Raw genomic sequence first — 20,108 nt, 5'->3', positions numbered from 1 at the left:
GCGCGCCTCAGCAGTGCCGGCCGCCGAGGCGGCCCAGGATTAGCGCCTCGGCCTCGGCGCAGAGCGCGTCGAACTCGGCCTCCAGGTCGGCCTCCGCGGCGGCGGATGCCGGCATGCGGGCGCCGATCTCGGCGAGCACCGCCTTGGCCCGGGTGCGGAAATCCGGATCGCGGTCGAGATCGGCGAGGAGCGCCGCCGGGTCGATCGCCGCCCCGGAGGCCTCGACCGGCGCGCGGGGCCTCCGGGTCTCGATCTTCAGGCGCTCCAGCCAGATATCCTCGTGCAGCCGGTGGGCGGCGGCCTGGATCTCGGCGGTGACGTTGTCTCTGTCTGCCGAGAGCGCATCATGGGCCGCGGTCGTGCCGGCCAGATGCACCCGCACCAGGACGAGGCGCTGCGCCGCCACCTCCGCCAGGGGCCGCAGGGCCGCCTCCACAGTCTCGAAGGCGGCGCGGGTGTCGGCGGCTTCGCTCAGGTCGACGGTGACCTGCTCGAAGCGCGCCCGGTCGAGGGGAAAGCGGCTGACCCCCGTCACCCGCCCGTCGGCGACCTCGACCAGGACCGCGCCCTTCGCGCCGCATTCGCGCACGCTCCGGCCCTGGATGTTGCCGGGGAACACGATCCAGGGATCCCGGGACAGTTCCGCGTACTCGTGGATGTGGCCCAGTGCCCAGTAATCGTAGCCCCGGGCGGTGAGGTCGGCCACCGAGCAGGGGGCGTAGGTCTCGTGGGCGGCGTGGCCGGTGCAGGAGGTGTGGAGCACGCCGAGGTTGAACCAGCCGGGCAGGGCGGCCGGGTAGGTGAGCGACAGGTTCTCCTCCACGGCCCGGGCCTGGAAGCTCCGGCCGTGCACGGCGACCCGCAGGGATTCGAGGCGCAGCGTCTCGGCCCGGGCCGCCGGGAAGACGTGCACCGAGGGCGGCAGGGTGATCGCGCGGGTGATCACGCTCTCGGCGTCGTGGTTGCCGCGGACCAGGATCGTCGGGATGCCGGCCCGATTGAGGCGGGCCACCTGCCGCGCGAAGAACAGCCCGATCGTGTTGTCGGCCCAGTCGCCGTCATAGATGTCCCCGGCCACCACCACGAAGGCGACCTGCCGCTCGATCGCCTGGGTGACGAGATCCTCGAAGGCCTGCCGCCCGGCGGTGGCAAGGCGGCGGGCGAGCTCCGCGTCGCGGGTGGCGAGGCCCGAGAGCGGGCTGCCGAGATGCAGATCCGCCGCGTGGATGAAGCTGAAGCCCGACATCGGTCTCCGGTGAGCGATCGGTGAGCGGGGGTCTTAGGCCGCCGGGGCGTGCGGCCTCAAGCGCCATGCCCCGATTGCTGCACAGGAGCGAACGTCCCGGGCTCCGACGCGTTGAAGCGCGGCGGTGGCGTCAGAACCACCCGGTGAGGTACGAGCCCGGCCCGATGAACAGCTTCGCCCCTCCGGACCGGTCCGGCCTCGCCTCGGCGCTCCCGATCCGGCCGACAGAGCGCGCGCATGCGCCGTTCAAGATCGTGAGCTGGAACCTGCTGCGGCGCACCGGCGCGGCGGTGGACGACGTGGTCGCCCTGGTCGCGCGGGAGAAACCGGATCTGTTGCTCATGCAGGAGGCGACCCGGGGGATCGGTTTCCTGCGGGACCGGATCGGCGGCCATTACGCCTGGGCGCCGCTGCCGGGGCGGATCCACGGGCTGGCCATGTGGAGCCCGACTCCGTTCCCGAACGCGCCGCGGGTGATCACGCTTCCCGCCGGCGCCGTGGTGCATCGGGTCTGCCAGGTGCTCGACCTGGGCGAGTTCGGCATCGCCAACGTCCACCTGTCCCACGGGCAGATGCTGAACCGCCGCCAGCTGCGCTGCATCGTCGGCGAATTGCCGCCGCGGGCCGCGGTGCTGGGCGACTACAACATCGTCGGCCCGGCGCTGATCCCGGGGTTTCGCGATGTCGGCCCGCGCCGGCCGACCCACGCCATGGTGGACGTCCTGCCGCTCCGGCTCGACCGCTGCCTCGCCCGCGGGCTGATCTGCCACGAGCACGCCGTGCTGCCGCGCGGGCCCTCCGACCATCGGCCGATCGTGGTCCATCTCGGGCCGGCCCCGGAGGCGCACGCCCCCGCGCGCTTCAAAGGTATGGCAGCAGCAGTCGCACGCCTGCGTCGCGCAGACGGATCGGCAAGGCGCGCGCGGCGAGATCCTCCCGGCTGAGGCGTGCCTCCATCTTGCCCTGCATGAATCGGTCGAGCTGGGCGGCGAGATCCGCGTCGATGATCTCGACGTTTAGCTCGAAATTCAACCGGAAGCTGCGCATGTCCCAGTTCGCACTGCCGACGAAACACCAGATGTCGTCTACCACCATCGCCTTGGAATGGTCGAAGGGCGGCTCGTCGAGCCAGACCCGCACGCCGGCTTTCAGCAGCGGGTCGAGATGCGCCCGCGTCGCCCAGTCGATGAACGGATGGTCGCTCACCCGCGGGATGATCACATCCACGGCGATCCCCCGGATCGCGGCCTGGGCCAGGGCGCCGGTCACCAGCTCGTCGGGCAGGAAGTAGGGGGTGACGAACCGGACCGTCCGACGGGCGCAGGCGAGCGCCTGAAGGACCACCTGCTCGATCTTCTCGACATCCGCGTCCGGCCCCGAGGTGACCACCCGGGCGACGCTGTCTCCGACCGGTTCCAGGCTGGCGAGCCACGGCTCCGCATCGAGGATCTCGCCGTCGACGAAGGCCCAGTCGGCTGCAAACGCCACGGCGAGTTGCTCCACCACGGGGCCCCGCAGGCGGAAATGCGTGTCGCGGATCGGATGCTCAGGCTTCAGCGCCACGCGGTTCGGCTGCGAGATGTTGAGGCCGCCCGTGAAGGCAATGCGCCCGTCGATGATCAGCAGCTTCTTGTGCGAGCGCAGGTTCAGGAACGGCATCCGCCAGGGCAGGGCAGAGTGCATGAACAGGGCCGCCGGCACCCCGAGGCTTTTCAGCCGGTGGTAGATCGGCGCGCGAAAATACCCACCGCCGATCCCGTCGATGATGACCCGGACCATGACGCCCCGGGCCTTGGCCTCGGCCAGGGCATCGCAGAACGCGCGGCCGGTGGGATCATCGCGAAAGATGTAGCTCGACAGGCCGATGCTGGCTTTAGCCTCGCGGATCGCCGCCAGCATGACCGGGTAGGCGGCGTCGCCGTTGCGGAACATCTGCACGTCGTTGCCGGCAAACGCCGGCAATCCGGTGATACGCCTAATCGCCCGATCCAGCGGCCAGAGCGTTTCGGGCACCACCGCATCGTCGGTGTCGGGAAGGTTCGTCGCGTCGGAGGGCTTGGTGCGCAACTTCCGGGCGCGACGCGAGACGCGATTGATGCCGAAGGTCAGATAGAGCGCGGTGCCGAAGATCGGCGAGAGCCAGGCCAGCCCGATCCACCCGACCGCGACGCTGACCCGGCGCTTGCGCAGCAGGGCGTGCAGGGTGACGCCGAGTGCCAGGGTGATGCCGATGAGCGCGGAGACATCCGACCGCAACAGGGCGGTGGATTGCAGCCATCGATACAGCGCGTCTTCCAAGGTCTCGGCATCCGGTTCGCGTCAGACGGCGCCGGATATAGACGAATGAGCGGGCGAGGCGCGGATTTAATACGCCCGCAGGGCCGGCTGTCTGCCAGGCTCCGAGGCGCCGAGGGGCCGCGCGCAGCGATAGGGACCGCTGCCGTCGAGCGCCGCGTACAGGATCCGGCCGCCATCGGCGATGCAGCGCGCCTTGGCCTCGGCATAGGGCCGGTGAAAGCTCCAGATCGTGATCATCGGCCCGACGGTGCCCAGGCAGATTCCGCCGAACAGCAGGGCGGCGGCCCAGGTCGCCCGGTCCGGCCGCGGGCGCGGCGGCCGGGGCGGTGGCATGGCGCCGACGAAGGCAAGGGTCAGTCCGAACAGGTCGATGCTGCTCATCAGCCGTTCCGTGGGGAGGCGCCGAGCCCGGCAGGACAGGACATTCTTGCACCCTAGGGCAGGGCGGCCCCGGAACCTACGCATCCCGGCGCATGGGGCCTGCGTCGTATCGCGCGGGGCTCAGGGCTCCCAGCGCGGGGGGCGCTTGCCGATGAACGCATCGATGCCCTCGTGGGCGTCGGCCATCATCATGTTCCGGGTCATCACCTCGGCGGCGTAGCCGTAGGCCTCCTCCAGGCCCATCTCGATCTGCCGGCCGAAAGCCGCCTTGCCGATCGCGACGACTTGCCGGGCCTTCCCGGCGATCTTCTCAGCCATGGCGGCCACCGCGCCATCCAATTCCGCCGCCGATACCACGCGGTTGACCAGGCCGATCCGCAGCGCCTCCCGAGCGTCGACCGGTTCGCCGACCAGCAGCATCTCCAGGGCGGCCTTGCGCGACACCGCCCGCGACAGCGCGACCATCGGGGTCGAGCAGAACAGGCCGATCTGCACCCCCGGCGTGGCGAACCGGGCGTCCTCGGCGCAGATGGCGAGGTCACAGGTGGCAACGAGCTGGCAGCCGGCCGCCGTGGCGATGCCGTTGACCTGGGCGATCACTGGTTGCGGCAGCCGGGTGATGCTCAGCATCAGGCGGGCGCAGGTACGGAACACCGCTTCGGTCGCCGCCCGGGAGGGGTCGGCCCGCATCTCCTTGAGGTCGTGGCCGGCGCAGAAGGCCGGGCCGGCCCCGCGCAGGATGACGACGCGCACCGAAGGATCCTTACGGATCGCGTCGAGCGCATCCTGGAGCGCCTTCATGAGCGCCATCGACAGGGCGTTGCGCGCCTGCGGACGGTTCAGGGTCAGGGTCGCAACGCCGTCGGCATCGTGGCGCAGCAGAACGGAATCATCCGCGATGCTGGAGGCGGCGAGGGCTGCGGACATGGCGGTATCTCCCGGTTCCGGCCCCTTGATCGTGCGGGACCGGCTTATGACCAAGAGGCTACCACGCCGGCGGCGCAGTGCAGAGAGCTGTCCTCAGCCCTGCTCGGCCAGGGCCAGATCCAGGCTCGCGAAATCGGCGCCCGGGCCGTTCCACCACACGCTGGGATAGGAGGCGAGGCGACCCATCACGCCGGCATACGCCTCGGCCAGGGTGGTATCGACGATTACCAGCGTCGCGCCGGACAGAGCCAGGCTGTCGGCGAGCGCCTCACCGCGGCGGCCGCCGTCGAGCGCGACGACGCGGACCCCGATTCGGGCCAAGCCGAGATGCATCGCCTCCGCCTGGCCGATGTCGCGGACCAGCAGGGCGACGGTCTCGCCGGCACGCAGGCCCTCGCCGAAGGCCCAGTGGGCGACGCGGTTGGGGCAGATCGCCGGAGCCGCGCGCCGGTCGCCGGAGGCGATACCGAGTCCGGCTCGGAAGCGCCGATCGGCATCACGGGGAGCCGGCGCCGGGGCCGGAATGTCTGCGACAGTGGAGTTCACGCCAAACATACGCTGCGAACCGCCTGGATCTGGATAAACGGTGGACCTTGGCGTGACGCGGGCAGGTTAACACTCTCTCTCACGTTCGCAGATCATCGGAACACTGAGCGGTTTTCACGGTCCGACGGGGCCGGGACTGCGCCTATGCCGAATCGGAGGTGAACGCCGAGCGGCAATTTGCAGGCGAATTCGGTCGCATTGGCCCCCGGCCCGGTCCGGCCTATGTCCCGCTCGACGCGGGCGGCCCGGAAGAGGTCGTCCCGGATCGAGGAAACGCCGCCCCATGCGCCAGACCGTCCCCTACGCCGCCGCCATCGCCCTGACGCTCGCGACCGTGCCGGCGCAGGCGCAGATCCGGAACGCACCGTCGCCCCGCGCCCTGGAATTTGCCGCCTACATCTTCGCGGCCTCCAATGTCTGCGGTTACCGGATCGGCAACGAGGCGTTCGAGGCCTTGCTGGCGAAGCAGAACGTGCGGGCGGAGGACGTCCAGCCGCGGGGGCCGTTCGGCAATCGGGTGCAGACGATGTTCACGCTGATGTCGAACCAGATGGCCCAGAATCGCGACCAGGCCTGCATCGCCGTGGCTGGTGAGTACGGGCCGGAGGGGGCGGTCGCCAAGAACGTCCTGCTTCCGGCCGGACAGATCACCGGCACGCCGGCCCCTGCTCCTGCTCCTGCTCCTGCGGAACCTGCCAAGCCGGCGCAGTGACCCCTTAACCGAGACGCCAGTCGATCGGCCGAACCCCGCGCTCGGCCAGCCAGTCGTTCGCACGGCCGAACGGGTCCGAGCCCGGGAAATCCCGGGCGCGGTTGAGCGGCGAGGGATGCCCGCTCTCGAACACGCCATGGCGGGTGGAATCGATCAGCGCCGTCCGGGCGCGGGCCTGGGCGCCCCAGAGCAGGAAGACGGCCGGCTCCGGCCGCGCCGAGACCGCGGCGACGGCCTCGTCGGTGAGCGCCGACCAGCCGTAGCGCAGATGCGCCCCGGCCTTGCCCGCCTCCACGGTGAGCGCGCTGTTCAACAGAAGCACGCCCTGCCGGGCCCAGGGCGTCAGGTCGCCGCCGGCGGATCGGTCGGAGCCGGCCTCCGCCAGGATCACCCGCAGGGAGGCCGGGATCCGGCCGGAGCCGACATACGAGAAGGCGAGGCCGTTGGCGTCGCCGGGCGTCGGATAGGGGTCCTGACCGAGGATGACCGCGCGGACCGCCGGCAGCGGCGTTTCGGCGAGCGCCCGGAAGATGTCGGCGGGCGCGGGCAGCACCTGCGCGCCTTCGGAGATCCGGGCATCGACCCGGGCCGCGACCGCGTCCGCCGCCTCCCCGGCGAAGAACGGCAGCGCCAGCCAGGGCGATCCGGAAGCGCGGAAGGCGGCCAGGGCGGCAGCCACGGGAGTATCGGTCATCGGGTCTCGCAAAGGTCGAATGATGCGGTCCGCGGTTGCAGGGCACCGTCGCCGTGATTAGGGAGGATGGGCCAGCCGCGCGCCAGCGCGTCCGGTGCGGCATGTCGCAGCCGGCCTTCGCTGAGCGGGCGGACACCCTACATGGGGTGCACGTAAGACCGAAAACGTCCGGCCCAAGCGCGTGCGCCGGCTGCCGGGTATCTGAAGCCAGAAGAAGGACTCGGCGCGCGGCGCCGGAACGCTGCCATGAACGAACGCGTCGAACCCGCCGCGCTGGCGGATGGCCGGCCCCTCGCATCCCTGGTCCCAGCCGCGGGCGGCCTGCCGGCCGACCACCCGAAGGTGGCCTGGGGCCGCGTCGGCGTGCTGCTGATGAACCTCGGTACCCCCGAGGGCACCAGCTACTGGCCGATGCGGCGCTACCTCAAGGAATTCCTGTCGGACCGCCGCGTCATCGAGGTGCCGCGGCTGATCTGGTGGCCGCTGCTGAACCTGATCATCCTGACCAAGCGCCCGGGGCCGAAGGGCCGCGACTACGCCAGTGTCTGGAACAACGCCCGCAACGAGGGCCCGCTCAAGACCACCACCCGCGGCCAGAGCGAGCGCCTTCAGGCCGCGATGGGCGAGTCTGTCGTGGTCGACTGGGCGATGCGCTACGGCAAGCCGGAGGTCGCCGACCGGCTCCAGGCGCTGCTCGACCAGGGCTGCGACCGGATCCTGCTGGTGCCGCTCTATCCGCAATACGCGGCGGCCACCTCGGCCACCGCCTGCGACCAGGCGTTCCGCGCGCTGATGGACATGCGTTGGCAGCCGACGGTGCGGGTGTCGCCGCCCTATCACGACGACCCGGTCTACATCGCCGCCATGGCCGATTCGATCCGGGAGGGCCTGGCCAAGCTCGATTTCGAGCCCGAGGTGATCCTGACCTCGTTCCATGGCGTCCCGCGCAGCTACCTGCTCAAGGGCGATCCCTATCATTGTCAGTGCCACAAGACCGGACGCCTGATCCGGGAGGCTCTGGGGATGTCGCCCGAGCGCATGCGGGTCACCTTCCAGTCGCGCTTCGGCAACGAGGAGTGGCTGAAGCCCTACACGGACGAGACCGTGACGGAACTGGCGAAATCCGGCGTCAAGCGCATGGCGATCGTCGCCCCCGGCTTCACGGCGGATTGCCTGGAGACGCTGGAAGAGCTCGACGGCGAGAATCGCCACTATTTCGAGGGCAACGGCGGCGAGCGCTTCGCCTATATCCCGTGCCTCAACGATTCCGATCTCGGCATGAAAGTGATCGAGCACGTGGTGCGCCGCGAGCTTCAGGGCTGGCTCTGACGCAAAAGCGCCGGGGCGCCGCTTGCGGACGGCCCCGGCCGGCCTATCATCGTCCGAAGCTGGACAATTGTCAGATCCGGCGTCGGAGGATCACATGGCGTTCTTCATCGGGATCGCGTGTCCCTGGCTGCTGATCGCGGTGCTCGATCGGATCGCCGAAGGCCGCCGCACGGCCGAACTCGCCGCGCTCGGCGTCACGACACCGTCGCCGGCCGCCCGTTCGTCGTACCTGCATCCCGACCGGCCGTATTGAGAGGCTGAGAGCGGCCGTGACGCGGGCCGACCCGACGCTCTCGTCGAAAGACGCTGAAATCGGATGCCTTCTCCAACCCAAACGCTCATCCTGAGGTGCTGCGAAGCAGCCTCGAAGGTGGCTTCTAGGAGTCGCTGAGACACCTGAAGGGCTCCTTCGAGGCGTCCGCTACGCGAACGCACCTCGGCATGCGGCCGTGGTTGGGACGTTCGTCCCTATCCGATCACGGCTTCTTCGTCTCAGGCGCCGGCTGAGCCGCAGCAGGCGCAGCGTCGGTGCGGTCGATCTTGGCCTCGGCGCGCAGCTTCAGGATCAGGTCCTGCTGCGCCTTGCGGACGATGTGCTGGTCGATCTGGTCCTTCAGCTCGTCGAAGCTCGGCTGCGGCTTGGTGCGCTTCTCCTCGACCTTGATCACGTGCCAGCCGAACTGGCTCTTGACCGGGTCGGAGACCTGGCCGGGCTTCATCGCGAAAGCGGCATTGGCGAAATCCGGGACCATCCGCTCCTTGGTGAACCAGCCGAGATCGCCGCCCTCGGCCTTGGAGCCGGGATCCTTCGAGGTCTCGGCCGCCACCTTCGCGAAATCCTCGCCGCCCTTGATCCGCGCGGCGATCTTCTTCGCATCGCCCTCGTTGTCCACCAGGATGTGGCGCGCGTGCACCTCCTCCTCGGGCTTCATCAGCTTGACCGTCTGATCGAAGATCGCGTGCTCGGCCTCGGGCGTGACCGCGCGCTTGGCCTCCTGCTCCAGGTAGTCGTCGAGCAGGAGCTTGTCGCGGAAATAGGCGAGCTTGCGCTTGAACTCCGGCGAGTCGCCGATCTTGGCGGCCTCAGCGGCCTGCGCGCCGACCCGCAGGTCGACCATGTAATCCACCAGCAGGCTCTTCTTCTGCGCCTCGTCCACCCCCGGCAGCGATAGGGCAGGGTCATCCGCCGCGATCGCGAGATCACCCTGCGTGATCGGCTTGCCGTTGACGGTGGCCACGACGGTATCGGGACTCGGGGCGGGAGCCGCCGTGTTCGCCGCGGGCGTCGATGGGGTCGCCTGAGGCGCCTGGGCCAGCGCGAATCCTGGCATCGCGAGCATCAGGGCGAGCGCGCTCGCGCGCCGGAGAAAGGCGGTATTCGGCATGCTGGCGTAGTCCTCGGCTGACGTCTCGTCGCCGCCCCTGATCACAGGCGGGCGGCCGGCCGCGGACAGGTGGCGCGCGTCGCGCGAGAAGGCAAGCGCTGCCGTTTTCGCCTTCCGGAGCCCGCCGTGTCGGAGGCCACCTCTTTCAGGTGCGTCGGCGGATGTTTACCTCTATAAGCCCGGCCAACTCCGCCAAGGCCGGCCCGCCACGCTCACCCGTCGGCGGGCTCGCGCGTCTGCAGGTCAACGATGCTCGGCTCGATCGCCAAGAAGATTTTCGGCTCCTCCAACGACCGCCGGGTCAAGGGCTACCGCCCGCGGGTGGCGCAGATCAATGCGCTGGAACCGGAGATCCAGGCCCTGTCGGACGACGCGCTGAAGGCGCGCACCGACATGCTGAAGGCGGAACTCGCCGCCGGCAAGAGCCTCGACGACATCCTGGTCCCGGCCTTCGCGACGGTGCGCGAGGCGGCCAAACGGGTCTTCGGCCAGCGCCATTTCGACGTGCAGTTGATCGGCGGCATGGTCCTCCACGAGGGCGCCATCGCCGAGATGAAGACCGGAGAGGGCAAGACCCTGGTGGCGACGCTGCCGGTCTACCTGAACGCCCTGGAGGGCAAGGGCGTCCACGTCGTCACGGTGAACGACTACCTGGCTTCGCGCGACGCGGAGTGGATGGGCCAGCTCTACCGGTTCCTCGGCCTCACCGTCGGCACCATCGTGCACGGGCTCGACGACGAGCAGCGCAAGGCGGCCTATGCCTGCGACATCACCTACGGCACCAACAACGAGTACGGCTTCGACTACCTGCGCGACAACATGAAGTACGAGCTGTCGCAGCTCGCGCAGCGTGGACACAACTTCGCGATCGTCGACGAAGTCGACTCGATCCTGATCGACGAGGCCCGGACGCCGCTGATCATCTCGGGCCCGGTGGACGACCGGTCCGAGCTCTACGTCTCGGTCGACGCGATCATGCCCCGGCTGGTGCGCGAGCATTACGACCTCGACGAGAAGCAGCGCACGGTCTCCCTGACGGAAGCCGGCAACGAGTTCGTCGAGGTGACGCTGCGCGAGGTCGGCCTGCTCAAGGACGGCGACCTCTACGACGCGCACAACGTCAGCCTGGTCCACCACGTGAACCAGGCCCTGCGCGCCCACACGCTGTTCACCCGGGACAAGGACTACATCGTCAAGAACGACGAGGTGGTGATCATCGACGAGTTCACCGGCCGCATGATGCAGGGTCGGCGCTACTCGGAGGGCCTGCACCAGGCCCTCGAGGCCAAGGAGCGGGTAACGATCCAGCCCGAGAACCAGACCCTCGCCTCGATCACCTTCCAGAATTACTTCAGGCTCTACAACAAGCTCGCCGGCATGACCGGCACGGCCTCGACGGAAGCCGACGAGTTCGCCGAGATCTACAAGCTCGACGTGGTCGACATCCCGACCAACAAGGAGGTCGAGCGCGTCGACGAGGACGACGAGGTCTACCGGACGGTGGCCGAGAAGTACGAGGGCATCATCGCGGAGATCGACAAGGCGCATAGCCGTCACCAGCCGATCCTGGTCGGCACCGGCTCGATCGAGAAGTCCGAGCACTTGGCCGAGATGCTCAAGAAGGCCGGCTACACCCTGCTCGACTATTCCGATCCGAACGCGCTCACCGACGTCTACAAGGCCGCCCGCGAGGGCCGGGTCACCAAGCGCTTCGCCGTGCTGAACGCCCGCTTCCACGAGCAGGAAGCCTACATCGTGGCCGAGGCGGGCGTGCCGGGCGCGATCACCATCGCCACCAACATGGCCGGCCGCGGCACCGACATCAAACTCGGCGGCAATCTCGAGATGCGTATCGAGAAGGAGTTGGGGCAGCTCCCGGACGGGCCGGAGCGCGACGCCGCCATCGAGGCCATCAAGGCGGAGATCGCCGACAACCGCGCCAAGGTGCTGGCCTCGGGTGAGCCGGCCGATGCCGCCGCCGGCCGCAAGAAGGCCCTGCCGGGCGGCCTGTACATCATCGGCACCGAGCGCCACGAATCCCGGCGTATCGACAACCAGCTTCGCGGCCGCTCCGGCCGCCAGGGCGATCCCGGGCGCTCGAAATTCTACCTGTCCCTTCAGGACGACCTGATGCGGATCTTCGGCTCGGACCGCATGGACGGGATGCTGCAGAAGCTCGGCCTGGAGCAGGGCGAGGCGATCATCCACCCCTGGATCAACAAGGCGATCGAGAAGGCGCAGCAGAAGGTCGAAGCGCGCAACTTCGACATGCGCAAGAACGTGCTGAAATACGACAACGTCATGAACGACCAGCGCAAGGTCGTGTTCGAGCAGCGCCGGGACTTCATGGCCCAGGAGAGCGTGCGCGAGACCGTGGACGAGATGCGCGAGGGCGTGATCGACGACCTGGTCGCCCGCTACATCCCGCAGAACGCCTATGCCGAGCAGTGGGACGTCGCGGCCTTACGCGAGCAGGTCCGGGATGTGCTCAACCTGGACGAGCCGGTGGAGGATTGGGCCAAGGAGGAGGGCATCGCCGACGAGGAGATGCGCGAGCGCCTGCTCAAGGCCGCCGAGACCGCCTACGCCGCCCGGGCCGAGAAGAACGGCACCGAGATCACCGCCTATATCGAGAAGCAGGTCCTGCTTCAGACCCTGGACCACCTGTGGCGCGAGCACCTCGTGACCCTCGACCATCTGCGGCAGGTCATCGGCTGGCGCGGCTTCGCCCAGCGCGACCCGCTCAACGAGTACAAGTCGGAGGCGTTCGACCTCTTCAACAACCTGGTCACGGCGTTGCGCGAGCAGGTGACGGCGCAGCTCTCGCGCGTCGAGATCATGCATCAGCAGCCCGACCAGCAAGCCTTCCCGGGCGGCCCGCCGGAACTGCCGCAGATGTTCGCCCAGCATCTCGACCCGGTCACCGGTGAGAACGAGATGGATTACGAGGGGCGCGGCTCGGGCAGCGATGGCGGCGGCGGGCCTGCCTACGGCTACGCCGCACAGGGCCTGGCGGTCGACGGCGCCGTGCTGGAGCGCGACCCCAACGATTCCGCCACCTGGGGCCGGGTCGGTCGCAACGAGCCATGTCCGTGCGGTTCGGGCAAGAAGTACAAGCACTGCCACGGCACCTTCCAGGCCTGAGGCGGCCCATCTCATGGCCGCTCGCACGGTCTTCGTCGCCGGTGCCGGTACCGAGATCGGTAAGACCTACGTCACCGCGGCGCTGACCCGGCGCCTGCGGGGGCAGGGCCGACCGGTGCGGACGCTGAAGCCGCTCGCGAGCGGCGTGCCGCCGCTCAGCGATCCAGCCTTTGCGGAGAGCGACACCGCCCGGCTGCTCGACGCACAGGGGCTCTCCGTCGAGGCCGATGCCGTCGAGGCCTGCTCACCCTGGCGGTTCGCAGCCCCGCTCGCCCCCGATCAGGCTGCGGTCCTGGAGGGCCGGTCCGTAGCGCTGGCCGACCTCGTCGGCTGGTGCCGGGCGCAGGTCGCCTGCAGCGAGGGGACCCTGATCATCGAGGGCGTGGGCGGGCTCATGAGTCCGATCACGGAGGCAGCCACCGGACTCGACTGGCTCAAGGCGCTGGCCGTGCCGACGATCCTCGTCTCCGGCAGCTATCTCGGGGCGATCAGCCACGCGCTCACCGCCCGCGAGACCCTGCGCCTGCACGGCATCACGCTCCGCGCCGTCGTGGTGAGCGAGAGCGCGGGAGCGCCGGCGCCGCTCGCAACCGTGGCGGCGTCGATCGCCCGCCATGCCGGCGTACCGGTCTTCGGCTTGCGGCGCGGCGAAGCCTGTCCGGAGGCTTTGGCCGATCTGGTGTGAGCGGGTCGGGGCTCAACTCAGCGACAGTCTGATCGATTCGACCAATACTCCACCGTCACTGCGAGCGCAGCCAAGCAACCCCGTGTGGCGCGCGGTTTCCGGGCGTAGCGGATCCCTGGGTTGGATCGCTGCCCTCGCAAAGCCGTGAGGGCCGATGGCAAGCTCTTCGGTCGCAAGCGGATCCGGCCGCATCGGCTTCCACTTCGACGGCGAGCGCTCTACCTGTCCCGGCAGGGAAAAAATTGAATCCCGCGGGAGCCGTGCGTTGAGTCAGTCCCTTGCCCCCGCGGCGGCGCCCGGTTCCAAGGCCGGTGCCAGCGACGACATCGCGTCCCCAAAAGCCAAGCTCAAGCCGGCGCTGGTCTTCGGCGCGCTCGGCGTCGTCTACGGCGACATCGGCACCAGCCCGCTCTACGCCTTCAAGGAGGCCGTGAAGGCCGCCACCGCGGGCGGCGCATCGGTGCCGGAAGCCGCCACCGGCGCGGTGTCGCTGATCCTGTGGTCGCTCATCCTGATCGTGTCGCTGAAATACGCGGTGCTGATCCTGCGGGCCGACAACAAGGGCGAGGGCGGCATCGTCGCCATGCTCGCCCTCTTGGGGGCCCGTCAGGCCCGGCACGGGACCTGGAAGGCCGCCCTGCTGGTCGTCGGGCTGATCGGTGCGGCCCTGCTCTACGGCGACGGGGCGATCACGCCGGCGATCTCGGTCCTGTCGGCCATCGAGGGTTTGAAGGTCGACGCCCCGGCCCTCGGGCACTTCGTCGTGCCGATCACCATCGCGATCCTGGTCGGTCTGTTCGCGGTCCAGCACAAGGGCGTGGCCGCGATCGGCCGGGTGTTCGGCCCGGTGATGCTGGTCTGGTTCGTGGTGCTGGCCACGCTCGGGATCCTCGGCATTCTCGACAAGCCGGAGATCCTCACCGCGGTCAATCCGCTGCGCGCCGTCGAGTTCATGCTGCATGCCGGCTGGCACGCGAGCTTCGCCATGCTCGGTGCAGCGTTCCTCGCGGTCACCGGCGGCGAGGCGATGTACGCCGATCTCGGACATTTCGGCGCGATGCCGATCCGGGCGGCCTGGTTCGTCCTGGTTCTTCCGGCGCTCGTCCTCAATTATTTCGGTCAGGGGGCCCTGCTGCTGGCATCACCGGACGCGATCGAGAACCCGTTCTTTCGCCTGTGCCCGGATTGGGGCCATTACCCGCTGATCGCGCTGGCGACGCTGGCTACGATCATCGCCTCGCAGGCGATCATCTCCGGCGTGTTCTCCCTGACCCAGCAATCGGTGCAGCTCGGCTTCCTGCCGGCCATGCGCATCGTCCAGACGGCCAAGGAGGAGCGCGGGCAGATCTACGTGCCGATGGTGAATTGGCTGCTCGCCGTCGCGACCCTGGTGGCGGTGGTGATGTTCGGCTCCTCGGACGCGCTGGCCGGTGCCTACGGCATCGCGGTGTCGATGCTGATGGCGATCACCACCCTGCTCGCCGCACTCATCGCCCTGCGCTGGGGCTACAACCCGATCCTGGTCTTCGCGGTCAACGGCTTGTTCCTGACCATCGACGCCGTGTTCTTCGCGGCCAACAGCGTGAAGATCCTGGAAGGCGGCTGGTTTCCCCTTGTGCTCGCCGGCCTCGTCGCGCTGATGATGCTCACTTGGAAGAAGGGGAACGAGCTGGTCGAGGAGGCGCGGGTCGCACTGCGCCTGCCGGAGGATGCCTTCCTGGCCGGGCTCCAGCACCGCGATCTGCTGCGCCTGCCCGGTACCGCGGCGTTCCTGTCGGCGGCCGTGCACGGGATCCCGCTCCACCTGTCGCGCTTCGTCGAGCGCAACCGCGCGCTGACGGAACGGATCCTGATCATCACCGCGCTCTACGAAGAGACCCCGACGGTTCCGGCGGAGCAGCGCGCCCACGTGACGATCCTGGCACCGGACTTCTACCGGGTGATCCTGCGCTACGGCTTCATGGAGGAAGCCTCGATCCCGGAGGGGCTCGCCTGCGCGGTCGCGGCCCGCCATCTGCCGGCGCATGTGATCGCGGACATGACCGTGTTCGTCGGCCACGAGACCATCATCCCCAAGAACGACAAGCGCGGCATGGCGCCCTGGCGGGAGAACCTGTTCGCCTTCATGCAGCGCAACGCCGAGCGCACCGGCGCCTTCTTCGGTGTGCCGACGCGGCAGGTGGTGGAGGTCGGCACCGAGATCGAGATCTGAGGCCTCGGCGCGCCACGGGCAGCCGGTCCGCAGCTTGGAACGCATAAAGACATGTTTATGTCTTGATTGCTTCGTATCTTGCGAAGTGGTACGGGCTTGCCTCGAACCGCAACGCGAACACACGGAGCCGCCGACTCATGGCCAAGGATTACATCGTCAAGGACATCGGGCTGGCCGATTACGGCCGCAAGGAAATCTCGATCGCCGAGACGGAGATGCCGGGCCTGATGGCGGTCCGCGAGGAATACGGCGCGGCGCAGCCCCTGAAGGGCGCCAAGATCGCCGGCTCGCTGCACATGACGATCCAGACCGCGGTGCTGATCGAGACCCTCAAGGCGCTCGGCGCCGACATCCGCTGGGTCTCCTGCAACATCTATTCGACCCAGGACCACGCCGCCGCCGCCATCGCGGCCGCCGGCATCCCGGTCTTCGCCGTGAAGGGCGAGACCCTGGAGGAGTACTGGGACTACACCTCGCGCCTGTTCGACTGGCATGACGGCGGCATGCCGAACATGATCCTCGACGACGGCGGCGACGCCACCATGTTCGTCCACCTCGGCCTGCGCGCCGAGAACGGCGACACCGCCTTCCTCGACAAGCCCGAGAGCGAGGAGGAGGAGGTGTTCTTCGCGCTTCTGAAGAAGAAGCTCGCCGAGAAGCCGAAGGGCTGGTTCGCCGGTCTCGCCGACAGCATCAAGGGCGTCTCCGAGGAGACCACCACGGGCGTCCACCGCCTGTACGTGCTGGCCAAGGAGGGCAAGCTGCTCTTCCCGGCGATCAACGTGAACGACTCGGTCACCAAGTCGAAGTTCGACAACCTCTACGGCTGCAAGGAGTCGCTGGTCGACGGCATCCGCCGCGGCACCGACGTCATGATGGCCGGCAAGGTCGCCATGGTCGCGGGCTTCGGCGATGTCGGCAAGGGTTCGGCCGCGTCGCTGCGCAACGCCGGCTGCCGCGTGCTCGTGTCGGAGATCGACCCGATCTGCGCGCTCCAGGCCGCCATGGAGGGCTACGAGGTCGTGACGATGGAGGACGCCGCCCCGCGCGCCGACATCTTCGTCACCGCCACGGGCAACAAGGACATCATCACCCTCGACCACATGCGGGCGATGAAGGACCGGGCGATCGTCTGCAACATCGGCCACTTCGACAACGAGATTCAGGTTGCCGGCCTGAAGAACCTGAAGTGGTCGAACATCAAGCCGCAGGTGGACGAGATCACCTTCGCGGACGGTCACCGCATCATCCTCCTGTCGGAGGGCCGCCTTGTGAACCTCGGCAACGCGACCGGTCACCCGTCCTTCGTGATGTCGGCCTCGTTCACCAACCAGACCCTGGCGCAGATCGAGCTCTGGACCAACACGACCAAGTACCAGAAGCAGGTCTACACCCTGCCCAAGACCCTCGACGAGAAAGTCGCGGCGCTGCACCTCGAGAAGATCGGCGTGAAGCTGTCCAAGCTGCGCCCCGACCAGGCCGCCTATATCGGCGTGTCCGAGTCCGGCCCGTTCAAGTCCGAGCATTACCGCTACTGAGCCGGCGGCGGTCGGGCAGCAATCCGGTTCGGCGTGTGTGCCGAACCGGAGGTTGAGGTTCTGACCCCCGACGCGGTCTCCGTACGGATCCGGACGCAGCGACAGACAACCAGAAAAGGGCCCGGCGCGCTGCGTCGGGCCCTTTCGTTTGTCAATCCGTTTCAGGGCAACCGCACTGTGTCTTCTGAGTGTCGTTAACGGATGATTGTGACGGGCGGGCGTATAGCCACGCTTCGTTCCCCTTCCGGGTCGATTCCGCCGCACGGTAAGGTGCGGGCGAATCTTTGATCGGTGGATCCGCGACGGTTCGAGAGAATCATCTGCGGGAACGGTGCGTTCTGCACCGCGCGGTTGCACGCGCATTCGGATCGCCAAGGTGGGGGCAGGGCTATCATGGGTGTCGGTCGTGCCGCGCACGTTCGAATCTGCGTGGGTACGCTCACATTGACCGCGGCGAGCGCAGCGCTCGCCGAACTGCCCGAGACCGCGACTGCGCACGCGCCGCGGGAAATGCATGGGGTTGCGGCCCTGGCGATCTTCGGCGGCCTCGTCGCCTTCGCGGTGATCCTGTCGCTGCTCCATCTCTACGAGCGCGGGCGCTGGACCCGCCGGGAGCGCGAGCTCGCCGCCGCCCTCGACGTGCTGCGCGGTGCTCATGACCGCGCCGAGATACTGCTCAACGCCGAGCGCCAGATCATCGTCACCTGGGACCGCCGCAGCGAGCCTGTGGTCGAGGGCGATATCAGTCTCGCGATCTACGGCGAGCGGCCGACCTCGGGCTATGCCCGCCGGGTCCTGGCCTTCGGCACCTGGCTGGTCGCCGCCGACGCCGCCGCGGTCGAGGCCGCGGTCGAAACCCTGCGGGCCCGAGGCACGAGCTTCACCCTCAGCCTGCGCACCCAGACCGGGCGCAGCATCGACGCGCACGGGCAGGCCGTGGCTGGCCGGGCACTCCTGCGGCTGCGCGAGACCAGTCAGGAGCGCTGCGAGATTGCCGACCTGCGTGCGACCCTGGACGAATCCCGCCGCGGCCTGTCGGCCCTCGCAGGACTCCTCGACGCGATCCCCCAGCCGGTCTGGCGGCGCAACCGCGAGGGCGGCCTGAGCTGGGTCAACGCCGCCTACGTGGCGGCCGTCGAGGCCGCGACCCGCGAAGCCGCGCTGGATGGCGGCATCGAATTGTTCGACCGACCGGCGCGGGAGGCGATCATCCGCGACGAGGCGGCGCGCGCCGCCGGCCTGACCCGGACCGTCCCGCGGCTCTCGGCCGTGGTGGCGGGCAGCCGGCGCATGCTCGACGTGTTCGAGACCACCCTGGACAGCGGCCGTGTCGGGATCGCCATCGACGTGTCCGAGCTGGAGAGCGTCCGCGCCGACCTGCAGCGCCAGATGAACGCCAATGTCCGCACTCTCGACCAGCTCCCCACCGCGGTGGCGATGTTCGACGTTTCGCAGCGGCTGATCTTCCACAACGCTGCCTATCGCGAGCTCTGGGACCTCGATCAGGCCTTCCTCGACAGCCGCCCCTCCGACGGCGAGATCCTCGACCATCTCCGGGCCGAGCGGAAGCTGGAGGAGCATGCGGATTTCCGCGGCTGGAAGCAGGGGGTTGTGGCCGCCTACCGGGCCGCCGAGGCGAACCAGAGCTGGTGGTACCTGCCCGACGGCCGGACGCTGCGCGTGGTCGCCGACCCGAATCCGCAGGGCGGCCTGACCTATCTGTTCGACGACGTGTCCGACAGCCTGAACGCCGAGTCGCGCTACAACGCCCTGCGTCGCCTCCAGGCCGAGACCCTCGACACCTTGGCCGAGCCGGTGGCGGTGTTCGGCGCCGACGGGCGCATGACTCTGGCCAACCGGGCGTTCTGCACCGTCTGGCGGCTCGATCCGGCGACCGTTGAGGAGCGCCCTCACGTCGATGCCGTCATCGAGGCCTGCCGGTCCCTGGCGCCCGCCGAGGAGCCCTGGCTCGACATCCGCGACGCGGTGGTCGGCCTCGAATCGCGCACCGCCCGATCCTGCCGCCTGGAAGTGGTGGACGGCACCGTCCTCGATTGCGCCGCGCAGCCGCTGCCGGAGGGCGCGACCCTGCTCACCCTGATCGACGTCACCGCGAGCGTGAACGTCGAGCGGGCGCTGACCGAGAAGAACGACGCCCTGGAGAAGGCCGCGCAGCTGCGCGACACCTTCGTCCACCACGTCTCCTACGAGTTGCGCTCGCCGCTCACCAACATCATCGGCTTCACCCAGCTGCTCGGCGACGAGACGGTCGGCGCGCTCAACGACCGGCAGCGCGAATATTCAGACCACATCATGCGCTCCTCGGCGGCGCTGCTCGTGATCATCAACGACATCCTCGACCTCGCCTCGATCGATGCCGGCTCTCTGGAGCTTCAGCGGGAGGAGGTCGACGTCCAGACCACGATCGAGGCCGCCGTGCGTGGCATCGAGGATCGGCTGGCCGAATCCCACATCACCCTCGCGCTGGACGTGCCGGAGGATATCGGCAGCGTCCACGCGGACGGGAAGCGGGTCCGCCAGATCCTGTTCAACCTGCTTTCCAACGCCGTCGGTTTCTCGGATGCCGGGCAGCGCGTCGAGGTCCGGGCCCGCCGGGAAACGCACGACTTGGTCCTGAGCGTGCGCGACCACGGCCGCGGCATGCCGCCGGAGATTGCCGATTCGGTCTTCAACCGCTTCGAGAGCCACACGCTGGGGACCCGCCACCGCGGGGTCGGGCTCGGCCTGTCGATCGTGCGGTCCTTCGTCGAACTCCATGGCGGGCGGGTCCATCTCGAGACAGCGCCCGGGGCGGGGACCCAGGTGACCTGCACCTTCCCGCTTTTCTCTTCTGACGGGCCGCATCTCGACCAGCGCGAGGCGAGCCGGCCTTTCATGACCGCGCCCGCAACCGCGACACGGAAGCCGGGTATCGCGCTCCATTAGCAACCCGCGGCCGCATCGGCCGCCCCGCCGGGCTTGATTAATCCCCCAGCCGGGATCAGCAGGAG

16 protein-coding genes are annotated in these 20,108 nt (G+C 68.9%); 9 read left to right on the top strand and 7 right to left on the bottom strand.

What is annotated here, in order from left to right; all coding sequences use genetic code 11:
- Window positions 1-7: 7 nt before the first annotated feature.
- Window positions 8-1,246, bottom strand: coding sequence for an exonuclease SbcCD subunit D (locus tag MKK65_RS25545; protein WP_243960821.1), 1,239 nt, complete (start codon window positions 1,244-1,246; stop codon window positions 8-10).
- Window positions 1,247-1,410: 164 nt separating this feature from the next.
- Here MKK65_RS25545 and MKK65_RS25540 point away from each other — a divergent pair, with 164 nt between their 5' ends.
- Window positions 1,411-2,190: an endonuclease/exonuclease/phosphatase family protein gene (locus MKK65_RS25540; RefSeq protein ID WP_243960819.1), complete on the top strand. Its 780-nt coding sequence runs from the start codon at window positions 1,411-1,413 to the stop codon at window positions 2,188-2,190.
- Here the strand turns inward: MKK65_RS25540 and MKK65_RS25535 are convergent.
- The 4 genes from MKK65_RS25535 to MKK65_RS25520 all read right to left on the bottom strand — a co-directional run bounded on the left by MKK65_RS25535 (window position 2,108) and on the right by MKK65_RS25520 (window position 5,407).
- The gene (locus tag MKK65_RS25535) at window positions 2,108-3,544 is read right to left on the bottom strand and encodes a phospholipase D-like domain-containing protein (RefSeq protein ID WP_243960817.1); all 1,437 of its coding nucleotides are present in this window, start codon (window positions 3,542-3,544) and stop codon (window positions 2,108-2,110) included. The genes MKK65_RS25540 and MKK65_RS25535 overlap by 83 nt on opposite strands.
- A 66-nt stretch (window positions 3,545-3,610) precedes the next feature.
- On the bottom strand, window positions 3,611-3,925 hold the full coding sequence (locus MKK65_RS25530; RefSeq protein WP_058192903.1) for a hypothetical protein: 315 nt from the start codon (window positions 3,923-3,925) through the stop codon (window positions 3,611-3,613).
- Between the two features lie 120 nt (window positions 3,926-4,045).
- Window positions 4,046-4,852, bottom strand: a complete 807-nt coding sequence (locus tag MKK65_RS25525; protein ID WP_243960815.1) for an enoyl-CoA hydratase — start codon at window positions 4,850-4,852, stop codon at window positions 4,046-4,048.
- Between the two features lie 93 nt (window positions 4,853-4,945).
- The gene (locus MKK65_RS25520) at window positions 4,946-5,407 is read right to left on the bottom strand and encodes an AMP-binding protein (RefSeq protein ID WP_058192905.1); all 462 of its coding nucleotides are present in this window, start codon (window positions 5,405-5,407) and stop codon (window positions 4,946-4,948) included.
- A gap of 274 nt (window positions 5,408-5,681) precedes the next feature.
- Here MKK65_RS25520 and MKK65_RS25515 point away from each other — a divergent pair, with 274 nt between their 5' ends.
- Window positions 5,682-6,110: a hypothetical protein gene (locus MKK65_RS25515; protein WP_243960813.1), complete on the top strand. Its 429-nt coding sequence runs from the start codon at window positions 5,682-5,684 to the stop codon at window positions 6,108-6,110.
- Between the two features lie 4 nt (window positions 6,111-6,114).
- Here the strand turns inward: MKK65_RS25515 and MKK65_RS25510 are convergent, their stop codons facing one another.
- Window positions 6,115-6,804 carry a uracil-DNA glycosylase gene (locus MKK65_RS25510; RefSeq protein WP_243960811.1) on the bottom strand — a complete coding sequence of 230 codons (690 nt, stop codon included), beginning with the start codon at window positions 6,802-6,804 and terminating at the stop codon, window positions 6,115-6,117.
- A gap of 246 nt (window positions 6,805-7,050) precedes the next feature.
- Between MKK65_RS25510 and hemH the strand changes: the two genes are divergently transcribed.
- Window positions 7,051-8,133: a ferrochelatase gene (gene hemH, locus MKK65_RS25505; RefSeq protein ID WP_058192908.1), complete on the top strand. Its 1,083-nt coding sequence runs from the start codon at window positions 7,051-7,053 to the stop codon at window positions 8,131-8,133.
- A gap of 94 nt (window positions 8,134-8,227) precedes the next feature.
- Window positions 8,228-8,386: a hypothetical protein gene (locus MKK65_RS25500; protein WP_201025772.1), complete on the top strand. Its 159-nt coding sequence runs from the start codon at window positions 8,228-8,230 to the stop codon at window positions 8,384-8,386.
- Window positions 8,387-8,609: 223 nt separating this feature from the next.
- On the opposite strand, the gene MKK65_RS25495 is transcribed toward MKK65_RS25500, so the two are convergent.
- Window positions 8,610-9,518 (bottom strand): peptidylprolyl isomerase, encoded by a 909-nt coding sequence (locus MKK65_RS25495; protein WP_243960810.1) that lies wholly within the window; start codon window positions 9,516-9,518, stop codon window positions 8,610-8,612.
- Window positions 9,519-9,767: 249 nt separating this feature from the next.
- Here MKK65_RS25495 and secA point away from each other — a divergent pair, with 249 nt between their 5' ends.
- The 5 genes from secA (at window position 9,768) to MKK65_RS25470 (ending at window position 20,043) form a co-directional block, all read left to right on the top strand.
- Window positions 9,768-12,662 (top strand): preprotein translocase subunit SecA, encoded by a 2,895-nt coding sequence (secA, locus tag MKK65_RS25490; protein ID WP_243960809.1) that lies wholly within the window; start codon window positions 9,768-9,770, stop codon window positions 12,660-12,662.
- 13 nt (window positions 12,663-12,675) lie between these two features.
- Window positions 12,676-13,347 (top strand): dethiobiotin synthase, encoded by a 672-nt coding sequence (bioD, locus tag MKK65_RS25485; RefSeq protein WP_243960808.1) that lies wholly within the window; start codon window positions 12,676-12,678, stop codon window positions 13,345-13,347.
- Between the two features lie 265 nt (window positions 13,348-13,612).
- Window positions 13,613-15,559 (top strand): potassium transporter Kup, encoded by a 1,947-nt coding sequence (locus MKK65_RS25480; RefSeq protein ID WP_243960807.1) that lies wholly within the window; start codon window positions 13,613-13,615, stop codon window positions 15,557-15,559.
- A gap of 137 nt (window positions 15,560-15,696) precedes the next feature.
- Complete coding sequence (gene ahcY / locus MKK65_RS25475; RefSeq protein ID WP_058192913.1) at window positions 15,697-17,097, top strand: adenosylhomocysteinase; 1,401 nt, start codon at window positions 15,697-15,699, stop codon at window positions 17,095-17,097.
- 393 nt (window positions 17,098-17,490) lie between these two features.
- The gene (locus MKK65_RS25470) at window positions 17,491-20,043 is read left to right on the top strand and encodes a sensor histidine kinase (RefSeq protein ID WP_243960806.1); all 2,553 of its coding nucleotides are present in this window, start codon (window positions 17,491-17,493) and stop codon (window positions 20,041-20,043) included.
- Window positions 20,044-20,108 lie beyond the last annotated feature (65 nt).

The organism is Methylobacterium sp. J-001, assembly GCF_022829565.1.
Classification (GTDB): domain Bacteria; phylum Pseudomonadota; class Alphaproteobacteria; order Rhizobiales; family Beijerinckiaceae; genus Methylobacterium.
The sequence above is the reverse complement of the archived record's forward strand: the minus strand, read 5'-3'. Positions and strand labels throughout refer to the sequence as shown.